The sequence below is a fragment of the Marinobacter sp. CA1 genome (genome assembly GCF_020546665.1).
GTDB classification, from domain to species: Bacteria; Pseudomonadota; Gammaproteobacteria; order Pseudomonadales; family Oleiphilaceae; genus Marinobacter; species Marinobacter xestospongiae.
Map to the genome: position 1 here is coordinate 2702847 of NZ_CP071785.1, position 25514 is coordinate 2728360.

Sequence of the window (25514 nt, forward strand, 5' to 3'; positions counted from 1 at the left end):
GTTTCGTGGCGAATGCCGCCGTGGCAATTGCCAGGTTCTCGAAACACGACAATCTACCTCCTATAACATTCAATAAACAGGTAGTGGCAACATGAGCGACGATCGCCGATTCAACAGCTTCAGCGAGTTCTATCCGTTTTATCTGGAAGAACACCGGCACCCGACCTGCCGTCGCCTCCATTACCTTGGCAGCCTGCTGGTTCTGGCTGTCGCCGCTTACGCCCTGGTCAGCGGCCGTTTCGCACTGCTTTGGCTTCTGCCCGTGATCGGCTATGGATTTGCCTGGGTTGGTCATTTCAAATTCGAGAAGAACCGGCCAGCCACCTTCAAGCATCCTCTTTACAGCCTGATGGGTGATTGGGTGATGCTCAAGGACATGCTGGTAGGACGGATCAGGTTCTAGGATGATGAACGCTCCTCTCAATATGGGGAAAGCGCTGGTGCTGGATGGAAACAGCGCGCCGGTCGCGGTCCCACCCATGCCCGACTATAACGGTCGGGTGGTCGCCTATACCGCCACCGCACTGATTATCGCCCTCGGCATGTTCGAGGACCTGTTCGGCGCCAACATGTACGGCCTGCTTGCCGGCTGCCTGATCTGGCCCCACATTGCCTGCTATCTCAGTCGCCGCACCCTGCTCCGCAAGTCCAACCGCATACGCCAGAAAATGCTGATGCTGGACTGCATCTTTGGTGGCGCCTGCATCGGCACCTGGGGACTGATTCTGGTTCCCTCCGCCGCCGTGGCGCTGATGATCATGTTCAGTTGCCTGATCGTGGGCGGGATTCGCCAGTGGCTGCTGGGCATGGTGCTGCTCGTTGTCAGCACCTCCGCCGCGGTGGCGCTCAATGGTGTGCCTGCTTCGCTCCAGGCGCCGATCTGGACCACGCTGGTATCCCTGCTGGCCACCGGCACCTACATCTGCGTCACCGCCTATTACGCCCACCAGCAGGCGCGCTCGCTGATGCTGGCCAAGACCCAGATCCAGAATCAGCGCGAGCAGTCCATCGCCCTGTCCCACAAACTGTCGAAGTACCTGTCACCGCAGGTCTGGCAATCCATCTTTACCGGCGAGCGGGACGTCCGACTGGAAACCCAGCGCAAGAAGTTGGCCATTTTCTTCTCCGACATCAAGGGATTCACCGACCTGTCCGAGGAGATGGAACCGGAAGCGCTGACCGAACTGCTGAACCACTACTTCAACGAAATGTCGGAGGTGGCCCTCAAGTACGGCGGCACCATCGACAAGTTCGTTGGCGACTCGATCATGGTGTTCTTCGGCGACCCCACCAGTCGCGGCCAGCGCGAAGACGCGTTTGCCTGCGTTTCCATGGCCATCGAGATGCGCAAGCACATGAAGATCATGCGCCAGAAGTGGCGCAGCCAGGGCATCAAGACGCCACTGGAGATCCGCATGGGCATCAGCACGGGCTACACCACCGTCGGCAACTTCGGCGCCGAAAACCGCATGGACTACACCATCATCGGCAAGGAAGTGAACCTGGCCAGCCGCCTGGAATCCCTTGCCGAGCCTGGCGAAATTCTGGTGTCCTACGAAACCTTCTCCCTCATCAAGGACCGGATCATGTGCCGGGACAAGGGCGAGATTACGGTGAAGGGCTTTGGTCGCCCGGTGCCCATCTACGAGGTGGTGGACTTCCGTCGTGACATGGGGCCGAACCGCAGTTTCCTGGAACACGAACACAGCGGCTTCGCGATGTACCTGGATTCCGAGAAGGTCACCGAGAAAGAGCGGCAGTCGATTCTGAGCGCCCTCGAGGATGCCGCCGACCGGCTCCGCCAGGAGGATGTCTGAAACAGGAGCGGTGACAGCCGGGACAGCTGGCCGCTCCCGCGGAATGACTACTGACGCACCAACCGCAGTGACGGCACCGCGCCTGGCTCGGTACTGCGCCAGGGATTGATGTCGAGCCCACCGCGCCGGGTATAGCGGGCGCAGACCGTCAGTTTCTCCGGCTGGCAACGCTCCATCAGATCCATGAACACCGTCTCCACGCAATGCTCGTGGAAGTCCTGTTTCTGCCGAAACCCCACCACGTACTGCAACAGCGACGGGCGATCAATGGCCGGACCGGTGTACTCGATGGTCAGGGTGCCCCAGTCAGGCTGGCCGGTCACCGGGCAGTTGCTCTTCAACAGATGGGAACACAGCTTTTCGGTCACCACGTCGCCACCGGCATGCAGCAGCTCCGGCTGGTATTCATAGGCCGTCACTTCCACCGCTTCGTCGTCGATCGACTCGAATCCCGCCGGACGACCAATCGCCTCACCGTCGTCGTCCACGCTGTGCAGGGTCATATGAACCGTGGCGCCGCAGGCGCTGGAAAGATCCTTTTCCACCACGGCCTTGACCCGTTCCGGAGACGAAAACACGGTCTGATTGAGGGAGTTGAGGTACAGCTTCCAGGATTTCGATTCAATCAGCGAGGGCGATGCCGCCGGTACACGGAACTCTGCCCAGGCCACCGCCGGCACACCGGATGGACGCAGCCAGGAGATTTCCCAGGCCTGCCAAAGATCTTCCCCGAACCAGGGCCAGCGGCCGTCGTCCAGCCCCAGCCGACGCCGGTTGTCATCCCGGGGCACCGGGAAAAGCAGGTCCGGGGTGTATTGGTCGGGGTACTCACTGCTTTTGCCCAGTGGGGCGTTGTGCAGGCTCATAGCAGTCCTCAAACAGATCGCATTAGTGACGGATGCCCTTGCCACGCTTGAGCATCTGCAGGGCAACGGTAAACAGGATGGCAATAAACACCAGGATCATCGACAACGCAAATACCACGTTGACGTCAGATACGCCAAGAATGCCGTAACGGAATGCATTCACCATGTACAGGATCGGATTGACCATCGAAACCGCCTGCCAGAACTCCGGCAACAGCTGGATCGAATAGAACACCCCACCCAGGTAGGTCAGCGGTGTCAGCACAAACGTCGGCACAATGGAAATGTCATCAAACTTGGTGGCCAGCATGGCGTTGATGAAACCACCGAGCGCAAACAGCGCGGATGTCAGTACCACCGTCAGCATGGTGACCGCCACATGGTGGATTTCAAGCTGGGTGAATGCCAGCGACAACATCGTCACGATCACCCCGATGCTGAGGCCACGTGCCATCCCGCCAGCAACGTAGCCGGTCAGGATCACCCAGTTCGGTACCGGCGAGACCAGCAACTCCTCAATACTGCGCTGGAACTTCATCGAGAAGAACGACGACACCACGTTGGAATAGGAGTTGGTAATCACCGCCATCATGATCAGCCCGGGCACGATGTAGGCCATGTAATCGAAACCGCCCATCTCGCCGATGCGGGAGCCAATCAGGTTGCCGAAGATGATGAAGTACAGGGTCATAGTGACTGCTGGCGGCAGCAGGGTCTGCGCCCAGATACGGGTAAACCGGCGGATTTCGCGAACCAGGATGGTATTGAACGCAACCAGGATGGCGGATGGGCTCATTGTGTAGACTCCTGCTGTTCCCGGGCATTGTCCTGGACCATGGTCAGGAACAGTTCTTCCAGGCGGTTGGATTTGGTACGCATGCTCATCACTTCCAGCCCTTGGGCCTTCAGGGCATCAAACACCTCATTCAGACTTCGCCCTTTCTCGACCTCCACTTCCAGGGCTCCGTCATCAGCCAGCCGCGCCTCGAAGCCGGCCAGTTCCGGCGCGCCTTCAAGGGGTGCCTTCAGGTCCATGATGAAGGTTTCCCGATGCAGCTGCTTCAGCAGATCACGCTTGCTGGTGTTCTGGAGAATGCTGCCATGGTCAATGATGGCAATGTTGCGGCACAGCGCTTCCGCCTCTTCCAGATAATGGGTGGTCAGGATGATCGTGGTGCCCTGGCGGTTCATTTCCTCCAGGAAGGCCCACATTGAGCGCCGCAGCTCAATATCCACACCAGCGGTCGGCTCATCGAGGATCAGCAGGCCGGGTTCGTGCACTAGAGCCCGGGCGATCATCAGCCGCCGCTTCATGCCGCCGGAGAGCATCCGTGCCGGCGTATCCCGCTTGTCCCAGAGCCCCAGCTCCTTGAGGTACTTCTCGGTTGAGCGCCTGGCCCGGCGCAATGGCAGACCGTAGTAGCCCGCCTGGGTGGTGACGATGTCAAAGACCTTCTCAAACTGGTTGAAATTGAACTCCTGGGGTACCACCCCCAAACCCAGCTTGGCGGCCGCCAGATCGGTGTCAATATCATGCCCGAACACCTTGACCTTACCCGCGGACTTGTTGACCAGGGAGCTGACGATCCCCAGGGTTGTGGACTTGCCAGCGCCGTTGGGGCCCAACAGCGCGAAAAAGTCGCCCTGCTCCACCCTCAGGTCAATTCCCTTCAGGGCTTCGAAACCATCACCATAGGTCTTGGTCAGGCCTTCGATTTCCAGTGCGTAGGTCATAGTGAATCCCGATACTTGCAGTGACGCCGCCGCAGCCAGGGCGGATTGGCTTGAAGAGCCTCACTAGATGGCATCACCGGATGCCGATTTCAAGCCCCGGTCCGGTCGGGCCAATCCGCCAAACTGCGACGGGTTTCCTGATATGCTGACGGACCGGCCCATATAATGGCGGATACAATAACTTACAATACGTCTGCGGTGCCGCGCCCAGGTCACCCGGACAAGCAACAGGACCCTGCTGCACACCATGAAACCGGTACACTCCACCCTGTTACTAACCTGCCTGATTCCAATGATGCTGTCCGGCTGCTCCGGTGGCAGCTCCGACAGTGACGACCGACTGCGGGGACAGGTAACCCCCAACGGTATCCGGGGACTGAGCTACCAGACCGCCAGCCAGACCGGGGTGACCGACAACGACGGATCGTTCCGCTACTACCCGGGCGAGTCCCTGCAGATCAGCGTTGGCGACCTGCAGCTGGTGTCCGGCGTACCGGCCAGCGACATCGTGACGCCGCTGGAATTCCTGCCGGAGGTCCGCGCCCAGCTCGCCAGTCCCGCCCTCAACGACGAAGGCCTGCTGGACCACCGCCTCACCGAGCAGGCGTTGCTTGAAGACACCACTCTGATGAACATGACCCGCTTCCTGCTGTCGCTGAACTGGGAGGTCACGGTACAGGACGACGAAACGCTCGAAATCCGCGACCGGGTGCTGGAACAGCTCAATGACGCGTTACCGGAACTGGATGCCGCCATTGACTTCGCAGTCAGCGCCAGTGAGTTCGAGGCCAGCAGCGAGGCTGGCCGTTCCCCGGCCAATCAGCTGCTGGAGAAAATCTGTTTCTTCGAGGAAGACGACGATCGCTGCGACGAACCACCCACCCAGGCAGAGATCGACGCGGCGCCAGAACGCCCGGACGATGACGACGACATTGATCCGGACATCGAGTATCGCGAAGACCTCATCAGCAAACGCAATCGCATTCTCGGCGGCCAGCGCCAGCTCGACGATGTCGACCTGGATGCCGCCAAAGCCTACCTCACCCGGGAACTGGATGCCGCGACCCGCCTTCATGCCAACCGCTACACTCTGACCCCGGAAACCGCCGCCTACCCGGCTACAGATACGGGGATCAAACAGGTACGGGTTCGCAAGATCGGTGGCGGCCTTGCCCTGGGCGCACTGGAGGCAGTCAGTCTGCGAGATGCAGACGTGGCCATTCACAGCTACGACTGGCAGAGCGGCACGGTGGAATACTTTATCAATGGCGAAGCCGGCGGCGAGTCAGATGTACTGGTGAACTTCCAGCCGGAAGACGATTATCGCTGGATCCGGAAACAGCTGCGGGTCATCATCGAAGAGTAAGGTTGACGGCTAACAGGCGACGGCTCTGGTGTCCCGTCAGCGAATTAACCAGACGGGATACTAGCCAAACAGGTTGCGAATGCGAAAACGCAGCTCCGCGCCGCTGATGTCGTAGCGATTGGGGTCAAGGCCGTCGGTTCCGTTCGGCAGACAACCCTCAATTCGCAACTGTTTACCCCGGGCGCGACCGGTATTGTGCTCGGCCAGGTTGATGACTTTGGCCGTCTTCAGCGGACGCTGGGCGTGATCGGTCATCACCATCACCTTCGGCAGCAGGCGACGATCCGGCGAGTGGGACAGAATCACCCCACGCTGACCATCCGACAGCTCCACCAGAGTGCCAATGGGGTATACCCCGATAGCCTGGATAAAGCGCTCCACCAGGTCTTCCTGAAATTCAATGTTGCGGGTTTCATAGAGATGCCCGACAGCCTGGGCAGGCGTCATCGGAACACACCCTTCCCGCGGCTCCACCAGCGTCTCGTAGTAGTCCACCAGCCCGGCGATTTTCGCCAGCAGCGGAATCCGGTCGCCACGCACACCCTCCGGAAAACCGGTGCCGTTATGACGCTCACGGTGGTTCTGGACGATGTTGATCACTGCCCGTGACAGCCCCGCGCTGGCCAGTTGCGCCACCCCGCGTTCCACATAGGTTTTGTATTCGGCATATTGCTCGGCCGAGAGCGCATGCTCGTTGGCCAGAATCTCTTCCGGCAGATCCGCCTTACCGATGTGCGCCAGCAGACACCCCATGGCCAGGTGATTCAGCAGCCCGGACTCCAGTCCCAGATGACGCCCGCACACCAGGGCCCAGACCGCCGAGTTCATCGCATGGCGGTAGCTGTAATCGTCGTGTTCCCGCACTCGACTGAGCCACAGCAGCGCATCCGGATTGCGGATAACGCTGGCGGTCATCTTCTGAACCGCCCCGGCCAGGGGTTTGAGATCCGGCTGACCGTGCTGACGAATGGTGGCGCCGACGTGCACCAGCGCCTCATCGACATCCTGCGCCAAGGCCGTCACACCCTTCACTTCCTTGCGCAAGGGGCGGCTTTCAACATAGCGGACCGGATTCTTGATATTGATCGGCGGAAGCTTGATCACTTCCTGGGCGTGGGTTCGGCGCTGACGGCGGAAATACACCGGTGCGTCGGCATGATTGTATTCGCTGGTGTCACGGGTTTCCGCCACATCCACCATGACCCAGCTGCAATGGGACATCAGCGAGCGGATGTCATCCTGAGTGCGGATGAAGAAGCCCTGGATCGGGAAAGGGGTCTGATGCCACGGCCGATCCAGATCGGACACGAACATGCCAATCTCTAGATTGTGAACAGTCACTTTTTTCTGGCTTACGCCCACGGCACACCCCACAACGGCCCGACCTTCTTCGATGCTTTCCATTTTGACCCGTCCTGGGCCAGAGTCCATTACAGTTTGGTTGTCATCCTTTACTGGAATACAACAAAGCATTACAGACCGTTGCCAAGCGCAACGAATTGTAGCCTTGAGAGCTGCATCACATTCCGTCAGCAGCTTCGCCTAAAGCAGTATTTACCGCTTCGGCGATCAATCCTGTTCACATACGGAATCGTCCAGATCCGGCATGCGATCCGCCAGTGAGCCCCGTCGCACTTTACGGATACCCACCCGATAAGGCACGGACGAAGCGCGGATATAGTCCATATTCACAGTCTCGCCGTCAATCTCATGCTGCGTTCGCTCCGGCCGACAGTAGACGTGCAACTCAACCTGACGTCCCAGCTCGGTGATCACCAGCGATGATTGCGCCGGGAATACCGCCAGGCAAGCGGTGTCAGGCTGCACCTGTTGGCCACTACGGGCATCCAGGTCCAGCCCGGTGTCGCCACAGGCACGGACGCCTTTGCCACACTCGTTCGACGACGACCGCTCCTCCCGGCCACCAGCATCGCTCAGTCGCCAGATACGGTCGCTGCACTGGGTTTCAATGGTAATGGGCGTAGCCCGATCGCTGGCCAGCCACCAATCGGGGTAGTCCGCAGATCGCCAGCTCACCCTCACCTCACGGGGCTCACCAGCGGAGTTGGTCGCAGGAAACACACCGAAATGGGAGTAGTAGGAAGCACAGCCAGGGAGCAACAGAACCACGATCAGCAGGGGCGCGACGGACAGGGTGCGAAAGGTATTGATCATCGACTTACCGGTTATGGAGACATCGGATTGAGGGAAATGGTGGGCGGAGACTAGTCGGCAAACTGCAACCCATAGCCTTCGTGGGTCTGGCGTACCACCTTCATATCCAGTACCGGCGCCTCCACCGGCAAGCCCTGGACCTGGACGGTCACCCGGTCGCCTATCTCCAACTCCACTTCGTCGTTCTCCACAGCGATGAACACACCGCCGTCCGAGATGTCACGAGTGGAGAGGATCACGCTGCCGATACGATCGTTCTCCACTTTTACCCGGGTGTTCATCGAGGTTCTGATGTGCTCTCTGCGATCAGACGCCGCCATAAGATCTACTACCCATACCATTCGTGTCTGGTGGACGATTGGCCCCATCGGAGATGCACCCAGGCACCTGCAGGCCACGCCACCTGCCCAACCGATTCCGCTTATTCTTGTTTCGGAAGCATAGCATTGTTTTCACGGAAAATACCGGTCAAACATTGACAGCTTTAGCAACTATAATGAGAATGGTTGACGTTTATTTTTGATTCAGGCCTGCAACCATTATGCTCCCTGATTCGCCAAACCCATGCACCACCAGAAAGGTACACCATTATGCCCTTCAAGTACGCTGCTACTGCTGCCCTGGTCGCGGTCACTGCCATGCCACTGGCCGCCAGCGCCGACGAGGTCAATATCTATTCCTACCGTCAGGCCAACCTGCTTGAGCCTCTGCTGGATGCCTTCACGGAAGAAACCGGCATCGAAACCAACGTAGTCTTCGCCAAGAAAGGCCTGGCCGAGCGCCTGGAACGGGAAGGCCGCAACAGCCCTGCCGATGTGGTGATGACGGTCGACATCTCCCGCCTGAACGAACTGGTGGAACGGGGACTGACCCAGGCCGTCGATAACGAGGTAATGGAAGCCAACATTCCTGAGAACCTGCGTCATCCGGACGGCAAGTGGTTTGCACTGACCACCCGTGGCCGGATGATCTACGCCTCCGTGGACCGTGTGGAAGAAGGTGAGATCACCACCTACGAAGAGCTGGCTGATCCCAAGTGGGAAGGCCGCATCTGCACCCGCAGTGGCAAGCATCCGTATAACATTGCCCTGTTCTCTTCGATGATTGCCCACCACGGCGAGGAAGAGGCCGAAGCCTGGCTCACCGGCCTGAAGAACAACCTGGCCCGTAAGCCACAGGGTGGCGATCGTGACCAGATCAAGGCCATCGCCGAAGGTGTCTGCGACCTGTCCATCGGCAACAGCTACTACTACGGCAAGATGCTGAACGACGACAATCAGCGCGCCGCCGCCGAAGCGGTCCGCATTGTCTTCCCCAACAGCGACGGTCGCGGCACTCACATCAACATCAGCGGCATCGCGCTGACCAACAGTGCCCCGAACCAGGAGAACGCCATCCGTCTGATGGAGTTCCTGTCCCAGGAGAAGGCCCAGCAGATCTATGCCGAAGCCAACACCGAATACCCAGCCAACCCGGACGTAGAACCGTCAGGCATGGTCGCAGGCTGGGGTGAACTGCACCCGGACTCACTGTCCCTGCAGGAAATCGCCGAACGTCGCAACGCCGCCGTTCGCATGGTTGACCGGGTGGATTACGACAACTGATCGACGCCTGAACCGGTCTGTCAGCGTGATTCGGGCCGTCGCCCGGTCACGCCGACAGCCTCCTGAATCCGTCGCATCATTGCCCCCGGGACTGTCGCTGCACTAAACTCCAGCCTTTTGCGTGACGGAACCCCCATGACCCAGTCGGCCTCCAGTGCAATCCAGCCCACTCACCAGCCCCTCCTGGCAAGGCGAACCTCCAAGCGCTGGCTGATATCCGCAATTCTGACCACCGCCATCGTGGCTCTGCCGATTCTGTCGGCGCTTTACTTGGCCTTTTTCCCGGAAGAGAACATCTGGCCACATCTGATCGACACCACCCTGCCCCGCTACCTGACGACCACCTTCCAACTGATGCTCGGGGTGATGGCTCTGACGCTGATCATTGGTGTCGCCTCCGCCTGGGTGGTGACCATGTGCGAATTCCCGGGCCGGCGATTCTTCGAATGGGCGATGCTCCTGCCTTTTGCATTCCCGGCGTACGTCATTGCCTATGTCTACACCACGCTGCTGGACTACGCCGGACCGGTGCAGATTCTGTTACGCGACACCTTCGGCTGGAGCACGGCACAGGACTACTGGTTTCCGGAAATCCGCACCCTGACCGGCGCAACCCTGATGATCGGCCTGGTGCTATACCCCTACGTCTACCTGCTGGCCCGGGCGGCGTTTCTGGAGCAGTCGCCCTCTCTGTTCGCCGTTAGCCGGAGCCTTGGCCACTCCGCACTCAGCACCTTCTTCCGCGTGGTTCTGCCTATTGCCCGACCGGCCATTGCAGTTGGACTGTCGCTGGTGCTGATGGAAACCCTGAACGATTTTGGCACCGTGGACTTCTTTGCCGTTCAAACCCTCACAGCGGGTTTGTTCGATACCTGGATGAACCTGGGCAATCTCGGTGGCGCCGCCCAGATTGCCACCATCATGCTCACGTTTGTGGTGATCCTGGTCACTCTGGAACGCTATTCCCGCCGCAAACAGGCCCAGTTTGCCACCCGCGACAACCGCAACCCGATCCAGCGCTTTCGCATCAGTCGCCGTCAGCAGACGCTCTGCCTGGCGATCTGCCTGCTGCCGTTCCTGTTCGGATTCGTAATCCCGGCGATCGCACTGGTGCATTACGCGATCGACTACTTTGACGAAAGCTGGAACAGCACCTTCTTCGAAAACACCCTCAACAGCCTGTTCCTATCGGGCACCGCAGCCCTGACCACATTGCTGATCGGCGTTACCCTGGCCTACAGCCGGCGTCTGCACGATACCCGCGGTATGCAGATCCTGCTGAGGCTCTCCAGTCTTGGCTACGCCATGCCTGGGGCGGTACTTGCTGTTGGGGTGATTATTCCATTGGCGGGCTTTGATAACTGGCTGGACAGCCTGATGCGGAATCAGTTCGGTGTCAGCACCGGACTGCTGCTGAGTGGCTCCACATTTGCCCTGGTGTTTGCCTACACCGTGCGGTTCCTGGCGGTCTCTGCCGGCAGCGTGGAAAGCGCACTGCAGAAGGTAACCCCAAGCATGGACATGGCTTCACGCTCGCTGGGTCAGAGCCCTGGAGGTACCCTGCGCAGGGTCCATTTGCCGATGCTCCGCGGCACCCTGCTGACCGCAGCACTGGTGGTGTTTGTTGACTGCATGAAGGAATTGCCGGCGACACTCATTCTACGCCCATTCAACTTCGATACTCTGGCAACCTACGTCTACCAGTTCGCCTCGGACGAGCAGCTGGCCCATAGCGCCCTGCCATCGCTGATCATTGTCATCGCCGGCATCATTCCCATCATCCTGATGAGCCGCTCCATCGGCAACAGCCGGGATATCGGCTGAGAAGACCGCGGCCTTGCCATCCGGTCCAGCGTTAGGCCAGGTTCGTACGTTAACCTACTGCGTCAACGACCGGGCGTCCCGAACCACAAACTGCCCCTGCAACACTGCCTTGGCCAATCCGGCCGGTTGCCGGCCTGGCATTCCGGTATACAATTGGGCAGTCACCGTCAGGCGGCCCTTGCCGTGACGAGCAACCGTTGCCAGAAACCGCTCCAGCTCCTTATCTGTGGCTGCACGGGCCACCGCGAAAAAGTCCTCATCCACCGGCGCGGTGTACTCGATGCTGGCCTGTTGGACCACCACATTGCCGACCAGACCGGCGTTCTCCAGCCACAGATCCACCAGACCCCAGGCCGCTACGACGCCGACAGAATAAAGACTGCCGCCAAACCCGGTACCCTGATGATTGACGTTACTTGCCAGTGGCGCGGTGACCACCAGGGCGTCGCCGTCAAACTCGGTCAAACGGACGCCCAGATGACGACTGAGTGGAATCTCGGTGTGAATGCGGTGCTCAAGCTGACTTAACTGGGACATGACTCCTCCTTTGCCCTCGAGTCTAAGAGCACCTGCACCGCAAACCAATTCGACCAACGGCGCGCCAGCTCAGAGCGCCCGACACTCGCGGTGGATCGCCTGCAGCGCTTCCAGAGGATCTTTAGCCTGGGTAATGGGACGACCAATCACCAGATAGTCACTGCCCGCCTGCAACGCGGCTGTGGGCGTCATTACCCGCTGCTGATCGCCTTTGGCGGCGGATTGCGGCCGGATTCCCGGCGTCACCAGGGTAAAGTCGCTGCCCTGATCGCGCTTGAGCTGGGGAGCTTCCTGAGCCGAACAGACCACCCCGTCCAGACCACAATCGGCCGTCAGTTGCGCCAGTCGCGCCACCTGCTGCTCAGGAGTCACCGCTATGCCAATGCCCTGCAGATCCTCCGCCGCCATACTGGTCAGCACCGTAACCGCAATCAGCAGTGGCCGCTTCTCGCCGTAGGCATCCAGGCGGGTACGGCAGGCTTCCATCATACGGGCGCCACCAGAGGCGTGGACGTTGACCATCCAGACCCCCAGATCCGCTGCCGCCGCTACCGCCGCCGAGGTGGTATTGGGAATATCGTGAAACTTCAGGTCGAGAAACACCTCGAAGCCTCGATCCTGAAGCGAGCGAACCAGCGCCGGGCCACTGCGGGTAAACAGCTCTTTGCCCACCTTCAACCGGCAGAGCGCCGGGTCCAGAGTGTCTACCAGGGCGAGCGCGGGCGCTTCAGAGGGAAAGTCCAGAGCGACAATAATCTTGGGGTCGTTCATCTTGATATCTACCTAAAGGAAATGCTGTTTTTCAGTTCGGTCAGTGCAGCCAGCAAAGCGTTACTCTGCTTCCACACCCTGAATCGGTCGCACGGATTCCCAGGTCTTGCAACTGGGGCACAGCCAGTGCAGCTGCTGGCCGGAGAAACCGCAGCTGACGCAGCGATAGATGGGGCGATTGGCGAGCAACAGGTGGCCGATACGGCTCACCAGGCGGCCCTCATCGGTGGTCATGCCCTTCTCATGTCCGGCCAGTTCCACCAGCCGCAGCAAGCCCCGCACACTCGGTCGCAGTTCCAGCTCGCAGCGCAACAGCTCAATCGCAGCCAGTCGCCCGGAGCCCCGTTCCACTGACTCCACCAGCGCCAACAGCAGACTGGTGCTGGGCCAGGTCTCGTAAAGCCGGCGGAACTTCCGTACCAGCCGCTTTACGTCACCATGCTCACGCTCAAGCTTCATCAGTCGATCAACGGCTTCCGGACCAAACTCCGGGTTCTGGTCGAACACCTTCAGACACTGGTTGGCGGCGTCCTTGTAATTGCCCTGACGTTGCTGAATGCGCACCTGAATGAAGGTCGCCCGCACGCAGGTGCGATCATGCTCCAGCGCTTCCTTGACCAGTTTGCCAGCCCCCCAGCAATCGTCCCGGGTCATCGCCTGCTCCGCCAGCTCGCAGGTCAGATAGGCCAGCACCCGGTCCAGCTCCGGATCGAGACGATCGGCCCGCAGCGTACGCGCCACCTGCCCGGCCTTGCTCCATTCCCGCTCCTGCTGATAGAGATCAATCAGCTGGCTGGCGGCCTTGGGGCCATACTCCCGATCCCCCATCAACTGATGGAACAGAGCTTCGGCGCGATCCAGCAGACCGGCCGCGAGATAATCCAGCGACAGCTCGAAAGTTACCTGGGGAGAATAGCGGGTGGGTAACTCCGGACGAGCCAGCAGATTCTGGTGAATCACGATGGCCCGATCGGTTTCGCCCTTATTGCGGAAATGGGCGCCAATGGACAGGTGCAATCCCACGGTCTCGGGATTGACCGCCAGGGACTGTACGAAGTTCTCAACGGCCTGGTCGGAGTAATTGGTGAACAGAAACTGGAGGCGATCACGAACGGTCGCCTCATCTGAAAGCGAACGACCGGCACGGCGCGGCGTTCGCCCAAACCGTCCCATAAACCAGCCGGCAGCAACTGCCGCGGTTAACAGCAGCCACTGAAAAACGATATCCATTAAAGCGTCCGGCTATTCTGAGCCTTGGAGTCCTCCAATGCCTGCTCGGCACGAGTCAGGCGCTTCTTCAGCTGTCGACGGGCAATGGAGTGCTTTGCCGTCGCCAGCATGGTCACCAGAATACCGGTCACCGTGCCCAGGATAAAGGCCAGCAGAACCCAGACCGCAACACCATGGGACGGCGTCTTGAACAGCAGGAAATCCAGTGATACCGAGGTCTGGTTATTCATCGAGAACACCAGGGCAACCACGATCAGGAACAACACCACCAGAACAATCAGAATCCTGCGCAATCCGGCCATAGAGTAGCTTCCTCCGATTCAACGACACACATCGTGCACCAACACCAGCTCCCGCAACAATCAGAAGCCTTGCTTCATGCTGTCGTTGACCTGCTCTCTGAGCTCTTTACCGGGTTTGAAATGGGGCACGTACTTGGCGGGAAGTTGCACTGCCTCGCCAGTCTTGGGATTACGGCCGGTGCGGGCGGCACGATAATGCAGGGAAAAGCTGCCGAATCCCCGAATTTCGATCCGCTGACCATCCGCAAGCGACTGGGACATGTGCTCAATAATCGTTTTGACTGCCAGCTCCACGTCCTTGACGGACAACTGGGTCTGTTTGGACGCAATCAGTTCAACCAGTTCGGACTTCGTCATGAGGCGTATCCCTCTGTCATTCTTATGGGGAGCCAGAGCCCCGACTCCATGCCTCTAGTTTAGCCAAACCTAAAAAAAACACAAAAAAAACGGGCTGTTACAGCCCGTTTTTTTATTACCAAAAGGAGACTTAGTCCTTGTTGGCGTTCTGCTGCTGCATCTGCTCCTTGATGAGATCACCAATGGTGGTCGCACCAGAAGTTTCAGCGGCCTTGCTGCGAACGTTCTCAAGCGCCTGCTTGTCGTCCTCAACATCTTTGGACTTAACAGACAGGTTGATCACGCGGTTCTTGCGATCGATGCTGATGATCTTCGCTTCAACCTCGTCACCTTCGTTGAGGGCGTTACGAGCGTCTTCAACGCGGTCACGGCTGATTTCGGAAGCTTTCAGTACCGCTTCAACTTCGTCGTTCAGCGCGATGGTCGCTGCCTTGGCGTCAACCGCAGAGACAGTGCCCTTAACGATGGAGCCCTTGTCGTTCAGCTGCACAAACTCGGCGAACGGATCGCTTTCCAGCTGCTTGATGCCCAGGGAGATACGCTCACGCTCAGGGTCAACAGACAGGATGACGGTTTCAACTTCGTCGCCTTTCTTGTACTCGCGAACCGCTTCTTCGCCAGTCTCGTTCCAGCTGATGTCAGACAGGTGAACCAGACCGTCGATGCCGCCGTCCAGGCCGATGAAGATACCGAAGTCCGTGATGGACTTGATCTTACCGGAGATGCGATCACCTTTGTTGAAGTTGCCGGAGAACTCTTCCCACGGATTAGCAACACACTGCTTGATACCCAGGGAGATACGACGACGCTCTTCGTCGATGTCCAGGATCATCACGTCAACTTCGTCGCCTACCTGAACAACCTTGGACGGATGGATGTTTTTGTTGGTCCAGTCCATTTCGGACACGTGAACCAGACCTTCAACACCCTCTTCCAGCTCGGCGAAGCAGCCGTAGTCAGTCAGGTTGGTAACGCGAGCTTTAACCTTCGCGTTCTCAGGGTAACGACCCTTGATATCGACCCAGGGATCTTCGCCCAGCTGCTTCAGACCCAGGGAAACACGGTTACGCTCACGATCGAACTTCAGAACCTTGACGTTGATCTCGTCACCAACGTTTACGATCTCGCTCGGATGCTTGATGCGCTTCCAGGCCATGTCGGTGATGTGCAGCAGGCCGTCAACGCCGCCCAGATCAACAAACGCACCGTAGTCGGTCAGGTTCTTGACGATACCCTTGATTTCCAGACCTTCGGTCAGGGTTTCCAGCAGCGCATCACGCTCTGCACTGTTCTCGGCTTCGAGAACGGCACGACGGGAAACAACCACGTTGTTACGCTTCTGGTCGAGCTTGATAACCTTGAATTCCAGCTCTTTGTTCTCCAGGTGCGCGGTGTCGCGAACCGGACGAACGTCTACCAGGGAGCCTGGCAGGAAGGCACGGATACCGGACAGGTCGACTGTGAAGCCGCCCTTAACCTTGCCGTTGATCACGCCCTTAACGACTTCTTCCGCTTCGAAGGACTTCTCGAGTACCTTCCAGGCTTCAGCGCGCTTGGCTTTTTCGCGGGACAGACGGGTTTCACCGAAGCCGTCTTCAACAGCGTCGAGAGCTACGTCGACAACGTCACCGATCTGGATGTCCAGTTCACCCTTTTCGTTCAGGAACTGGGAGGCAGGGATTACACCCTCTGACTTCAGACCAGCGTTAACAGTAACCCAGTCGTTGTCGATATCAACCACGGTCCCCTGGACGATGGAACCCGGCTGCATGTCAATTTCTTTCAGGCTTTCTTCAAAAAGATCCGCAAAGCTCTCGCTCATTATGTGTCCTATGATCAACGCAAGTTAACTCCGTGCTACCAGCAACACGGTCTGTTCGTAAATTGCCGACAATGGCCTGAGGCTGGCGAATGACACCACGGCCGGCATTCCAACGACAAAGAGGTGTAGTCAGGCCTGACCCGCAAAGGCCATTACCTTGTCCAACACCTCTTCGATGCTTAAACCAGTCGAGTCAATGACTTGCGCATCCTCTGCGGGTTTAAGCGGGGCTGCTGAACGGTTCATGTCCCGTTCATCACGAGCCCGAATCTCGTCTAAAAGGGCATCAATGGTAACACTGAGCCCAGAGTCCTTCAACTGGCGGTAACGTCGGCGAGCCCGTTCCTCCGCACTCGCAGTCAGGAAAATCTTGGTGGGCGCGTCGGGGAACACCACCGTTCCCATATCGCGGCCGTCGGCCACCAGGCCGGGGGCTTGCTGGAAATCTCGCTGGCGCTGCAATAGCGCGTCCCGAACCGGCTGCATCACCGCTACCCGGGAGGCGTTGTCGCCACAGCGTTCAGTCCGCAGTTCCGCCGTCACATCGTCGCCGTCCAGGATGACCCGTACCGGCTCCCCCGGCTCAGACGGTTCAAAGCGCACATCAAGGCCGGAGGCCACCGACACCAGGGCTGCCTCATCCTCAAGCGACACCCCCTGACGGGTCGCCGCCAGGGCCGTGAGACGATACAACGCACCACTGTCGAGCAGGTGCCAGCCCAACCGCTGGGCCAGCAACTGGGTGACCGTGCCCTTGCCCGCGCCTCCGGGGCCATCGATGGTAATTACCGGAACGGCGTTTGCGGACATGACTTACTCGCCCTCCGCCGCGATCTGGATACCGGTCTCCCGGGCGAGTTCGACAAATCCCGGGAAGGACGTGGCCACATTGGCGCAATCGTTCACCACGATCTCACCCTCCGCCCGCAGCGAGGCAACTGCGAAGGACATCGCAATGCGATGGTCGCCATGACTGTCGACGGTACCACCACCAAGGCGCTGACCACCGGGGATGACAATGCCATCTGCGGTCACCGTGGACTCAACCCCCAAAGCCGTCAGACCATCGGCCATCACCTGGATACGATCACTCTCCTTGACCCGCAGTTCCTCAGCACCCCGCAGAACGGTTTCACCCTCGGCACAGGCCGCAGCCACAAACAGTACCGGAAACTCGTCAATCGCCAGCGGCACCTGATCCTCGGGAATGTCGATGCCCCGAAGCGTCGCTGACCGCACCCGCAGATCCGCGACCGGCTCGCCACCAATTTCACGCTCGTTCAGGACTTCAATGCTGGCACCCATCAGACGCAGGATGTTGATCACCCCCACACGGGTGGGATTCATGCCAACGTGGCGCAGGGTCAGGTCGGACTCCGGCGCGATAGAGGCCGCCACCAGGAAGAACGCTGCCGAGGAAATATCCGCCGGCACATCGATCTCCGACGCCGTCAGCCTGCCTCCGCCGGACACGCTGGAGGTGGCGCCTTTGCGGTGAACATGGTAACCAAAACCTTCCAGCATCCGCTCGGTGTGATCCCGGGTCGGTGCCGGCTCAGTAACCGAGGTTGCGCCCTCGGCATAAAGGCCCGCCAGCAACAGACAGGACTTCACCTGAGCACTGGCAACCGGCATCTCATAATGAATACCGGTCAGCGCCTGACTGCCATGAATTTTCAGCGGCGGCCGGCCACCTTCTGCGGTGTCAATCACCGCCCCCATGGCCCGCAGCGGGTCAGCGACCCGTCCCATTGGGCGCCGGGACAGGCTTTCATCACCCGTCAGTTCGGTATCAAACGGCTGCGCCGCCAGCAGGCCGGCGAACAGCCGCATCGCAGTGCCGGAATTGCCCAGGTAGAGCGGCCCGCGCGGCGCCTGCAGGCCGTCAATACCAACGCCGTGAATGCGTACGTGACCGTTATCCGGCCCCTCAATGGTTACTCCCATGTCGCGGAAGGCCTGCAGCGTCGCCAGACTGTCTTCCCCTTCGAGGAATCCGCGAACTTCGGTAACACCGTCCGCCAGCGCGCCCAACATGATGGAGCGATGAGAAATCGACTTGTCCCCGGGGACCCGAATGTCGCCATTCATGGACCCGCCGGGTTGCATCCGGAAAGTAACCTGCTTCTGGTTCATGTCTGTCACGTACGCCTGTCCTGATAGCATTTTTGTAAAGTGTTCCCGCGCCGCCTTGGCCCGACTGAATACCCGCAGCAGCATGGCGCCATCCTGGTGTTCAATGGCGTCACGCAGCTGATCCAGGTCACGGGAGAAATGATCAATCACCCGCAGCACGGCGTCGCGGTTGGATAGGAAGATATCATGCCACATCACCGGATCGCTGGCGGCGATGCGGGTAAAATCCCGGAAGCCGCCGGCAGCGTAGCGGAAGATGTCCATGTTCTGGTCTTCGCCGGCCAGGGTATCCACCAGCGAGAAGGCGATCAGGTGCGGCAGGTGGCTGGTGGCCGCCAGCACTTCATCATGGTAGCCCACCGACATCGCCAGCACCCGGGCACCACAACCCTCCCAGAGCGACTTCAGGCGCTCGAAGCTGGCCCCATCGACACCCTCGGCAGGGGTCAGGATCACCTTATGGTTGGCAAACAGCTCTGGATTGGCAGCGTGCACGCCACTCTTCTCGGAGCCGGCAATCGGGTGTCCGGGAATCACCCGGGGGCCAAGCTGACCGAACACCGCTTCAACCGCTGCCACGAAACTGGCTTTGGTGCTGCCAACATCAGTCAGAATAGCCTGGTCGGACAGAGCCGGCCGAATCTCTGCCAGCACGGCCTCGGTGGCCCGCACTGGAACCGCCACCACCACCAAGTCTGCGCCCTGTACGGCCGCCGCCACCGAGGCTTCCGCGGTATCGATCACTCCCAACGCCACGCCGGCCCTGAGGTCATCAGCCTCGCGGTCATAGGCCACCACCTCCGCAGCCAGCTGGTGCTGGCGGATCGCCGCTGCCAGTGAGCCACCAATCAGCCCCAGGCCGATCACTGCGACCCGCTGGAACAGTGGGGTATTCAAACCTGCGTCAGACTCCACAGGGGGCTGGCTGGATAGGGGCGCCGCCATGACAAAGACACCTGATCGTTGAGTGATTACAGAACGCCGATGGGATAGGAACCCAGACGCTTGAGCTCGACCGCTTCGGCCTCCACTTCGGACAACACCTTGCTGATCAGGTCATCGTCCATGTGGCCTTCAAAATCGATATAGAACACGTAGGCCCAAGTTCCACTGGGGGACGGCCGGGTCTCGATCCGGGTCAGGCTCAAGCCATTGCGGTGGAACGGCTCCAGCAGCTGGTAGAGCGCGCCCGGCTTGTTGCGCATCGACACCAGGATGGACGACTTGTCCTGACCGCTGGGCCCGACCTCTTCCCGACCGACAATCAGGAACCGGGTGGTGTTGTCCGGGCGGTCCTCGATCTTGGCAGCCACCACGTCCAGCCCGTACAGCTCGCCGGCCATATCACCGGCGATGGCGGCAGTGCCCGGCTCCTCTGCCGCCCGACGGGCAGCCTCGGCATTACTGCTGACCGCGACCCGCTCAATGCCATAGCGATGGGCGTCCAGCCACTGGCGACACTGGGCAAAAGACTGCTGGTGGGAGTAGATCCGGGTAATTTCCTGGTCCCGGTTCTCCGGCGAGCACAACAGGTGGTGGTGAATGCGGAGCTGCACTTCACCACAGATTTTCAACGGCGACGACATGAACATGTCGAGGGTGTGGTTGATCATGCCCTCGGTGGAGTTTTCCACCGGCACTACCCCATAGTGAGCAGAACCGGACTCCACCTCACGGAACACCGCATCAATGGCAGGCAGTGGCACGCTGACCACGGAGTGACCAAAATGCTTGAGCGCTGCGGCCTGGGTGAAGGTGCCCACCGGCCCCAGGAAGGCGATGTGCATCGGCTTCTCCAGCGCCAGGCAGGCCGACATGATTTCCCGGAACAGCCGTGCCATCTCTTCGTCAGACAACGGGCCCGGGTTGGTTTCCTTGATCCGTCGCAACACCTGGGCTTCGCGCTCCGGACGGTAGAAAAACACGTCCTGCCCCGGGTTGTGAGCCATTTTGACCTCAGCCACTTCCTGGGCGCAGCGGGCGCGAGCGCTTACCAGGTCCATGATCTGCTGGTCGAGACTGTCGATCTGGTCCCGCAGCTCACCCAACCGGATCTGCTCGTCGCTCATATCAGCCTCGCTCCCTGGCGAAGCTCGCCATGTAGTCGATCAGGGCGTCCACACCGGCTTCCGGCATGGCGTTGTAGAGGCTCGCGCGCATGCCGCCAACCGAGCGGTGGCCCTTCAGATTGAGCAGACCGCGCTCGTCAGCCCCTTTGAGGAAATCGGCATTCAGCGCGTCATCCGCCAGGGTGAACGGCACGTTCATCCAGGAACGGTAACGGGGATCGACCGGGTTGGCGTAGAACTCGTTGGCGTCGATAAAGTCGTACAGCTTGCGGGCCTTGCGTTCGTTCAGCTCACCCATTGCGGCGACACCGCCCTGCTCTTTCAGCCACTTGAACACCAGACCAGCAAGGTACCAGGAATAGGTCGCCGGGGTGTTGTACATCGAGCCGTTGTCCGCAATCACCTGATAGTTAAGCATGGTGGGCGTTTCCGGACGGGCCTTGCCCAGCAGGTCCTTGCGCACGATGATCACCACCAGGCCGGATGGCCCGATGTTCTTCTGGGCGCCAGCGTAGATCAGGCCAAAGCGGGATACATCCAGCGGACGGGACAGGATGGTGGACGACAGGTCGGCAACCAGCGGTACATCGCCACACTCCGGAATGAAATCGTACTCCACGCCGCCTATGGTCTCATTGGGGGTGTAATGCAGGTAAGCCGCATCCGCACGAGTGTTCCAGGTGGACGGGTCGGGCACGGTACTGAAACCCTGGTCTGACGAGCTGGCGGCAACATTAACGTCGGCATAACGGGCGGCTTCGGCAATCGCCTTCTTGGACCAGATGCCGGTGTTGATGTAGTCAGCGCTGGTGCGATCGCCCAGCAGGTTCAACGGGATCGCCGAGAACTGGCTGCTGGCGCCACCCTGCATGAACAGCACCGCATAGTCATCGGAGATGCCGGCAAGCTCGCGCAGATCCTGCTCCGCGGTCTCGGCGATCTCGATAAACGCCTCACTGCGGTGACTCATTTCCATCACCGACATGCCGCTACCGCGCCAATCCAGCATCTCGTCCTGTGCCTGCTTCAGCACCGCTTCCGGCAAGGTTGCCGGACCCGCACAAAAGTTAAACGCCCTGCTCATGCTCTGTGGATCTCTCAATGGTGTCTGTTCGGTTATTCGGACCCCGGCCAGACCCTTTCAGGGCCCGCCGGGGCTAAGCGACGGCTTACTCGTCGCCGCCATCCTCTTGGTCTCCGGCCTCTGGCGCTGCTGCCTCACAAGGTTCAACTGGCGCCGACTCCGCCCCGTCTTCGCCATCGGCGACCGATTCGTCGTCGCCCTCGGCAATGCGCTCAACGCCCACCAGGCGCTCATCTTCCTGAGACAACTTGATCAGACGAACCCCTTGGGTGTTACGGCTGAGGATCGAGACTTCGTCTGTCCGCGTGCGCACCAGGGTGCCCTTGTCGGAGATCAGCATCATCTCGTCGCCGTCAAACAGTTGCAGTGCGGTCACCAGGTTGCCGTTCCGCTCCGAACACTGCATGGCAATCACGCCCTGGCTGCCACGACTGTAGGTCGGGAACTCATCAATGGTGGTGCGCTTGCCGTAGCCGTTTTCACTGGCGGTCAGAATCACCCCGTCATCCGACTGAGGGATGATCAGTGACACCACCTGGTGGCCTTCCGGCAGTTTGATACCGCGTACCCCGCGGGCGGTCCGGCTCATTGGGCGCACCGCTTCTTCATTGAAGCGCACGGCCTTGCCGGCGCTGGAGAACAGCATGACCTCAGCATCGCCTTCGGTAATGGCTGCGCCAATCAGGGTATCCCCTTCGTCCAGGTTCAGGGCAATCAGGCCGCTGCTGCGAGGACGGGAGAAGTTCGGCAATGGCGTTTTCTTGACCACACCATGGGAGGTGGCCATCAGCACATAGTGCTCTTCCGGATAGTCACGCACCGGCAGGAAGGTGGTGATCCGCTCACCCTCATCCAGCGGCAGGATATTGACCATTGGACGTCCACGGGAGGCGCGGCTGGCCCGGGGAATCTCAAACACCCGCAGCCAGTAAACCTTACCCCGGTTGGAGAAACACAGAATGGTGTCGTGAGAGTTGGCTACCAGCAGCTTCTCGACGAAATCCTCTTCCTTCATCGACGTCGCGGCCTTGCCACGACCACCGCGGCGCTGGGCCTGATAATCGGTCACGGCCTGGGTCTTGGCGTAACCACCGTGAGAGATGGTCACCACCAGGTCTTCTTCGTCAATCAGGTCAGCAATGGTCAGGTCACGACGGGAGCTGGTGATCTCGGTGCGACGGTCGTCGCCGTACTCGTCCACCACCGCCGTCAGTTCGTCACGAATCACCTGCAGCAGGCGCTCAGGATTGCCCAGGATGTCCAGCAGGTCGGCAATCTTGTCGAGAATGTCGCGGTACTCGTTCTGAAGTTTCTCGGTCTCCAGACCGGTCAGGCGATGCAGACGCAGATCCAGAATCGCCTGGGCCTGCTCCGGAGACAGGTGATACAGCCCATCGCGGATGCCATAGATTTCCGGCAGATCGTCGGGGCGGCAGGCGTCTTCACCGGCACGCTCCAGCATTGCCATGACGTCGCCCGGCACCCATCCCTGGTTCATCAGCTTCTCTTTGGCCTCGGCGGCAGACGGCGACGCCTTGATCAGCTCGATGATCTCATCGATGTTGGCAAGTGCTACCGCCAGGCCTTCCAGGATATGGCCACGTTCACGGGCCTTGCGCAGCTCGTAGATGGTTCTGCGGGTCACCACTTCACGACGGTGACGCAGGAACGCATCCAGCAGCTCTTTCAGGTTCAAAACCTTGGGCTCGCCGTTCACCAGTGCCACGGTATTGATTCCGAACACGGTTTCCAGCTGGGTCTGGGCGAACAGGTTGTTGATCACCACGTCCGGGTTTTCGTTGCGGCGCAACTCAATTACCACCCGGATACCTTCCTTGTTGGACTCATCCCGCAGTTCGGAGATGCCTTCGATCTTCTTCTCTTTCACCAGCTCGGCGATCTTTTCAATCAGCCGCGCCTTGTTCAGCTGGTAAGGCAGCTCGGTGATGATGATGGCGTCACGGCCGGTCTTCTTGTCGTGCTCGATCTCATGGCGGGCACGGATGTAGATACGGCCACGACCGGTGCGGTAGGCCTCAACAATGCCGGCACGACCGTTGATGATGCCCTGGGTGGGGAAGTCCGGGCCTGGGATGTACTCCATCAGGTCGTCGACAGTCAGGTCCGGGTCATCAATCAGCGCCAGACAGCCGTTGACCACTTCGGTCAGGTTGTGCGGCGGGATGTTGGTGGCCATGCCCACCGCAATACCGGAGGAGCCGTTGACCAGCAGGTTGGGTACCCGCGTTGGCAGTACCTCGGGAATCTGCTCGGTGCCGTCGTAGTTGGGCACGTAGTCGACGGTTTCCTTGTCCAGATCCGCCAGCAGCGAGTGGGCGATCTTCTCCATGCGGATTTCGGTGTAACGCATGGCAGCGGCGTTGTCGCCGTCAATGGAACCGAAGTTGCCCTGACCATCCACCAGCGGGTAACGCAGCGAGAAGGGCTGAGCCATACGCACGATGGTGTCGTAAACCGCAGAGTCACCGTGGGGGTGGTACTTACCGATCACGTCACCCACCACACGGGCAGATTTCTTGTAGGCCTTGTTCCAGTCGTTGCCCAGTTCCGACATGGCGAACAGCACACGCCGGTGCACAGGCTTGAGACCGTCTCGAACATCCGGCAGCGCCCGACCGACGATGACGCTCATGGCGTAATCAAGGTAGGACTGCTTCAGTTCGTCTTCTATGTTGACCGGCAGGATCTCTTTGGCTAATTCACCCATCGAGAAAGGTTCCTTTGCGTTTACTGAAAGTCGTGAGAATCGTTTTCAACAAGCGGCCGATATTACCACATTCGGCCCCTGGACTCAGTCGAAAACCACCGTCTTGTTTTCATAGGTAATCACCCGGTCCTCAATGTGGGAACGCAGGCCTCGGGCCAGTACGTTCTTCTCCACATCCCGACCCAGGCGCACCATGTCGTCGATGGAATCGCTGTGGGTAATGCGAATCACGTCCTGTTCGATGATCGGACCTTCGTCCAGATCCTGGGTGACGTAATGGCAGGTTGCACCGATCAGTTTCACCCCCCGACTGTAGGCCTGGTGATAGGGGCGGGCCCCGGCGAACGACGGCAGGAAGCTGTGGTGAATGTTGATCACCTTGCCAGCATAGCGCTCGCACAGGTCCGGCGGCAGGATCTGCATGTAACGCGCCAGCACCACCACGTCAGTCTGATAGCTGTCGATCAACTCACCGATCTGGGCAAAGGCTTCGGCCTTGTTGTCCCGGGATACCGGCACGTGGTGATAGGGAATGTCGTACCACTCCACCATCCGGCGCAGATCTTCGTGGTTGGAGATCACCCCCACCACTTCGCAGTTCAGCTCTTTGCTGTGCCAGCGATGCAGCAGGTCCGCCAGGCAATGGGACTCCTTGCTGCACATCAACACCACCCGCTTGGGCTGGGCGGAGTCCGCCACCTGCCAGCGCATGTCAAATTCGCGGGCGATCGGCTCAAACGCAGCCCGGAACTGGTCCAGCCCGAAGGGAATGGAGCTGGCCTTGATTTCGTGGCGCATGAAGAACCAGCCGGTCTGGATGTCAGAGTGATGGCTGGCCTCGGTAATCCAGCCGTTGTAGGTCGACAGGAAGTTACTGACCTTGGCAACAATGCCTACCCGATCGGGGCAGGAAATCACAAGACGATAGGTATGCTCCATGAGGGCCTTTCCTTTAAAAACCTGGGAAAGCGGGTTCGCCAGACAGGCCAACCCGGAAAAGTGACCGGCTATCATAGCGTATCTGGCGGCAAGAAACGAAGGCGGCGCCAAATCCGGGGCAATCTATCCAACCTTCCGACAGTTGCGCCACCC

At 59.7% G+C, this 25514-nt stretch carries 23 protein-coding genes; 5 read left to right on the forward strand and 18 right to left on the reverse strand.

The features are described from left to right. Window positions 1–91 precede the first annotated feature (91 nt). Window positions 92–403: a DUF962 domain-containing protein gene (locus J2887_RS12340; RefSeq protein ID WP_227171427.1), complete on the forward strand. Its 312-nt coding sequence runs from the start codon at window positions 92–94 to the stop codon at window positions 401–403. Between the two features lies 1 nt (window position 404). Then, window positions 405–1817: an adenylate/guanylate cyclase domain-containing protein gene (locus tag J2887_RS12345; protein WP_227171428.1), complete on the forward strand. Its 1413-nt coding sequence runs from the start codon at window positions 405–407 to the stop codon at window positions 1815–1817. A gap of 47 nt (window positions 1818–1864) precedes the next feature. On the opposite strand, the gene queF is transcribed toward J2887_RS12345, so the two are convergent. Genes queF through J2887_RS12360 form a run of 3 tightly spaced genes read right to left on the reverse strand, consistent with a single transcriptional unit; the run spans window position 1865 to window position 4417 of the window. Next, complete coding sequence (queF, locus tag J2887_RS12350) at window positions 1865–2683, reverse strand: NADPH-dependent 7-cyano-7-deazaguanine reductase QueF (RefSeq protein WP_227171429.1); 819 nt, start codon at window positions 2681–2683, stop codon at window positions 1865–1867. Between the two features lie 22 nt (window positions 2684–2705). Beyond that, complete coding sequence (locus J2887_RS12355; RefSeq protein WP_227171430.1) at window positions 2706–3479, reverse strand: ABC transporter permease; 774 nt, start codon at window positions 3477–3479, stop codon at window positions 2706–2708. After that, the gene (locus tag J2887_RS12360; protein WP_227171431.1) at window positions 3476–4417 is read right to left on the reverse strand and encodes an ABC transporter ATP-binding protein; all 942 of its coding nucleotides are present in this window, start codon (window positions 4415–4417) and stop codon (window positions 3476–3478) included. Before J2887_RS12360 ends, J2887_RS12355 begins: the two co-directional genes overlap by 4 nt. A 247-nt stretch (window positions 4418–4664) precedes the next feature. Between J2887_RS12360 and J2887_RS12365 the strand changes: the two genes are divergently transcribed. Beyond that, window positions 4665–5783, forward strand: a complete 1119-nt coding sequence (locus J2887_RS12365; RefSeq protein ID WP_227171432.1) for an organic solvent ABC transporter permease — start codon at window positions 4665–4667, stop codon at window positions 5781–5783. Window positions 5784–5843: 60 nt separating this feature from the next. On the opposite strand, the gene J2887_RS12370 is transcribed toward J2887_RS12365, so the two are convergent. The 3 genes from J2887_RS12370 to J2887_RS12380 form a co-directional block, all read right to left on the reverse strand. Beyond that, complete coding sequence (locus J2887_RS12370; RefSeq protein WP_227171433.1) at window positions 5844–7187, reverse strand: HD-GYP domain-containing protein; 1344 nt, start codon at window positions 7185–7187, stop codon at window positions 5844–5846. A gap of 165 nt (window positions 7188–7352) precedes the next feature. Further along, window positions 7353–7958 (reverse strand): hypothetical protein, encoded by a 606-nt coding sequence (locus J2887_RS12375; protein WP_227171434.1) that lies wholly within the window; start codon window positions 7956–7958, stop codon window positions 7353–7355. A 50-nt stretch (window positions 7959–8008) separates the two neighbouring features. Continuing rightward, a complete protein-coding gene (locus J2887_RS12380) occupies window positions 8009–8278 on the reverse strand; it encodes a PilZ domain-containing protein (RefSeq protein ID WP_227176115.1) in 270 nt (89 codons plus the stop codon). A gap of 270 nt (window positions 8279–8548) precedes the next feature. Here J2887_RS12380 and J2887_RS12385 point away from each other — a divergent pair, with 270 nt between their 5' ends. Beyond that, window positions 8549–9562, forward strand: coding sequence for a Fe(3+) ABC transporter substrate-binding protein (locus tag J2887_RS12385; RefSeq protein WP_227171435.1), 1014 nt, complete (start codon window positions 8549–8551; stop codon window positions 9560–9562). Between the two features lie 135 nt (window positions 9563–9697). Further along, complete coding sequence (locus J2887_RS12390; RefSeq protein ID WP_227171436.1) at window positions 9698–11386, forward strand: ABC transporter permease; 1689 nt, start codon at window positions 9698–9700, stop codon at window positions 11384–11386. A 54-nt stretch (window positions 11387–11440) separates the two neighbouring features. Here J2887_RS12390 and J2887_RS12395 read toward each other — a convergent pair whose 3' ends face one another. The 12 genes from J2887_RS12395 to purU all read right to left on the reverse strand — a co-directional run bounded on the left by J2887_RS12395 (window position 11441) and on the right by purU (window position 25361). Beyond that, window positions 11441–11923, reverse strand: a complete 483-nt coding sequence (locus J2887_RS12395; protein WP_227171437.1) for a YiiD C-terminal domain-containing protein — start codon at window positions 11921–11923, stop codon at window positions 11441–11443. Window positions 11924–11992: 69 nt separating this feature from the next. Continuing rightward, window positions 11993–12694, reverse strand: a complete 702-nt coding sequence (gene pyrF / locus J2887_RS12400; protein WP_227171438.1) for an orotidine-5'-phosphate decarboxylase — start codon at window positions 12692–12694, stop codon at window positions 11993–11995. Window positions 12695–12754: 60 nt separating this feature from the next. Next, the gene (lapB, locus tag J2887_RS12405; protein WP_227171439.1) at window positions 12755–13924 is read right to left on the reverse strand and encodes a lipopolysaccharide assembly protein LapB; all 1170 of its coding nucleotides are present in this window, start codon (window positions 13922–13924) and stop codon (window positions 12755–12757) included. After that, window positions 13924–14226, reverse strand: a complete 303-nt coding sequence (locus tag J2887_RS12410) for a LapA family protein (RefSeq protein ID WP_227171440.1) — start codon at window positions 14224–14226, stop codon at window positions 13924–13926. The genes lapB and J2887_RS12410 overlap by 1 nt, the downstream gene beginning before the upstream one ends. Before the next feature lie 60 nt (window positions 14227–14286). Next, window positions 14287–14583 carry an integration host factor subunit beta gene (locus tag J2887_RS12415; RefSeq protein WP_227171441.1) on the reverse strand — a complete coding sequence of 99 codons (297 nt, stop codon included), beginning with the start codon at window positions 14581–14583 and terminating at the stop codon, window positions 14287–14289. 130 nt (window positions 14584–14713) lie between these two features. After that, the gene (gene rpsA, locus J2887_RS12420; protein WP_227171442.1) at window positions 14714–16405 is read right to left on the reverse strand and encodes a 30S ribosomal protein S1; all 1692 of its coding nucleotides are present in this window, start codon (window positions 16403–16405) and stop codon (window positions 14714–14716) included. Between the two features lie 129 nt (window positions 16406–16534). After that, window positions 16535–17215 (reverse strand): (d)CMP kinase, encoded by a 681-nt coding sequence (cmk, locus tag J2887_RS12425; RefSeq protein ID WP_227171443.1) that lies wholly within the window; start codon window positions 17213–17215, stop codon window positions 16535–16537. 3 nt (window positions 17216–17218) lie between these two features. Further along, window positions 17219–19486, reverse strand: a complete 2268-nt coding sequence (locus J2887_RS12430; RefSeq protein ID WP_416381859.1) for a bifunctional prephenate dehydrogenase/3-phosphoshikimate 1-carboxyvinyltransferase — start codon at window positions 19484–19486, stop codon at window positions 17219–17221. 26 nt (window positions 19487–19512) lie between these two features. Further along, a complete protein-coding gene (gene pheA, locus J2887_RS12435; RefSeq protein ID WP_227171445.1) occupies window positions 19513–20610 on the reverse strand; it encodes a prephenate dehydratase in 1098 nt (365 codons plus the stop codon). A gap of 1 nt (window position 20611) precedes the next feature. After that, entirely contained in the window at window positions 20612–21694 is a 1083-nt protein-coding gene (serC, locus tag J2887_RS12440) for a 3-phosphoserine/phosphohydroxythreonine transaminase (protein WP_227171446.1), read from the reverse strand. An 85-nt stretch (window positions 21695–21779) separates the two neighbouring features. Beyond that, complete coding sequence (gyrA, locus tag J2887_RS12445) at window positions 21780–24422, reverse strand: DNA gyrase subunit A (RefSeq protein ID WP_227171447.1); 2643 nt, start codon at window positions 24420–24422, stop codon at window positions 21780–21782. Window positions 24423–24506: 84 nt separating this feature from the next. Next, the gene (gene purU / locus J2887_RS12450) at window positions 24507–25361 is read right to left on the reverse strand and encodes a formyltetrahydrofolate deformylase (protein ID WP_227171448.1); all 855 of its coding nucleotides are present in this window, start codon (window positions 25359–25361) and stop codon (window positions 24507–24509) included. Window positions 25362–25514: the final 153 nt, after the last annotated feature.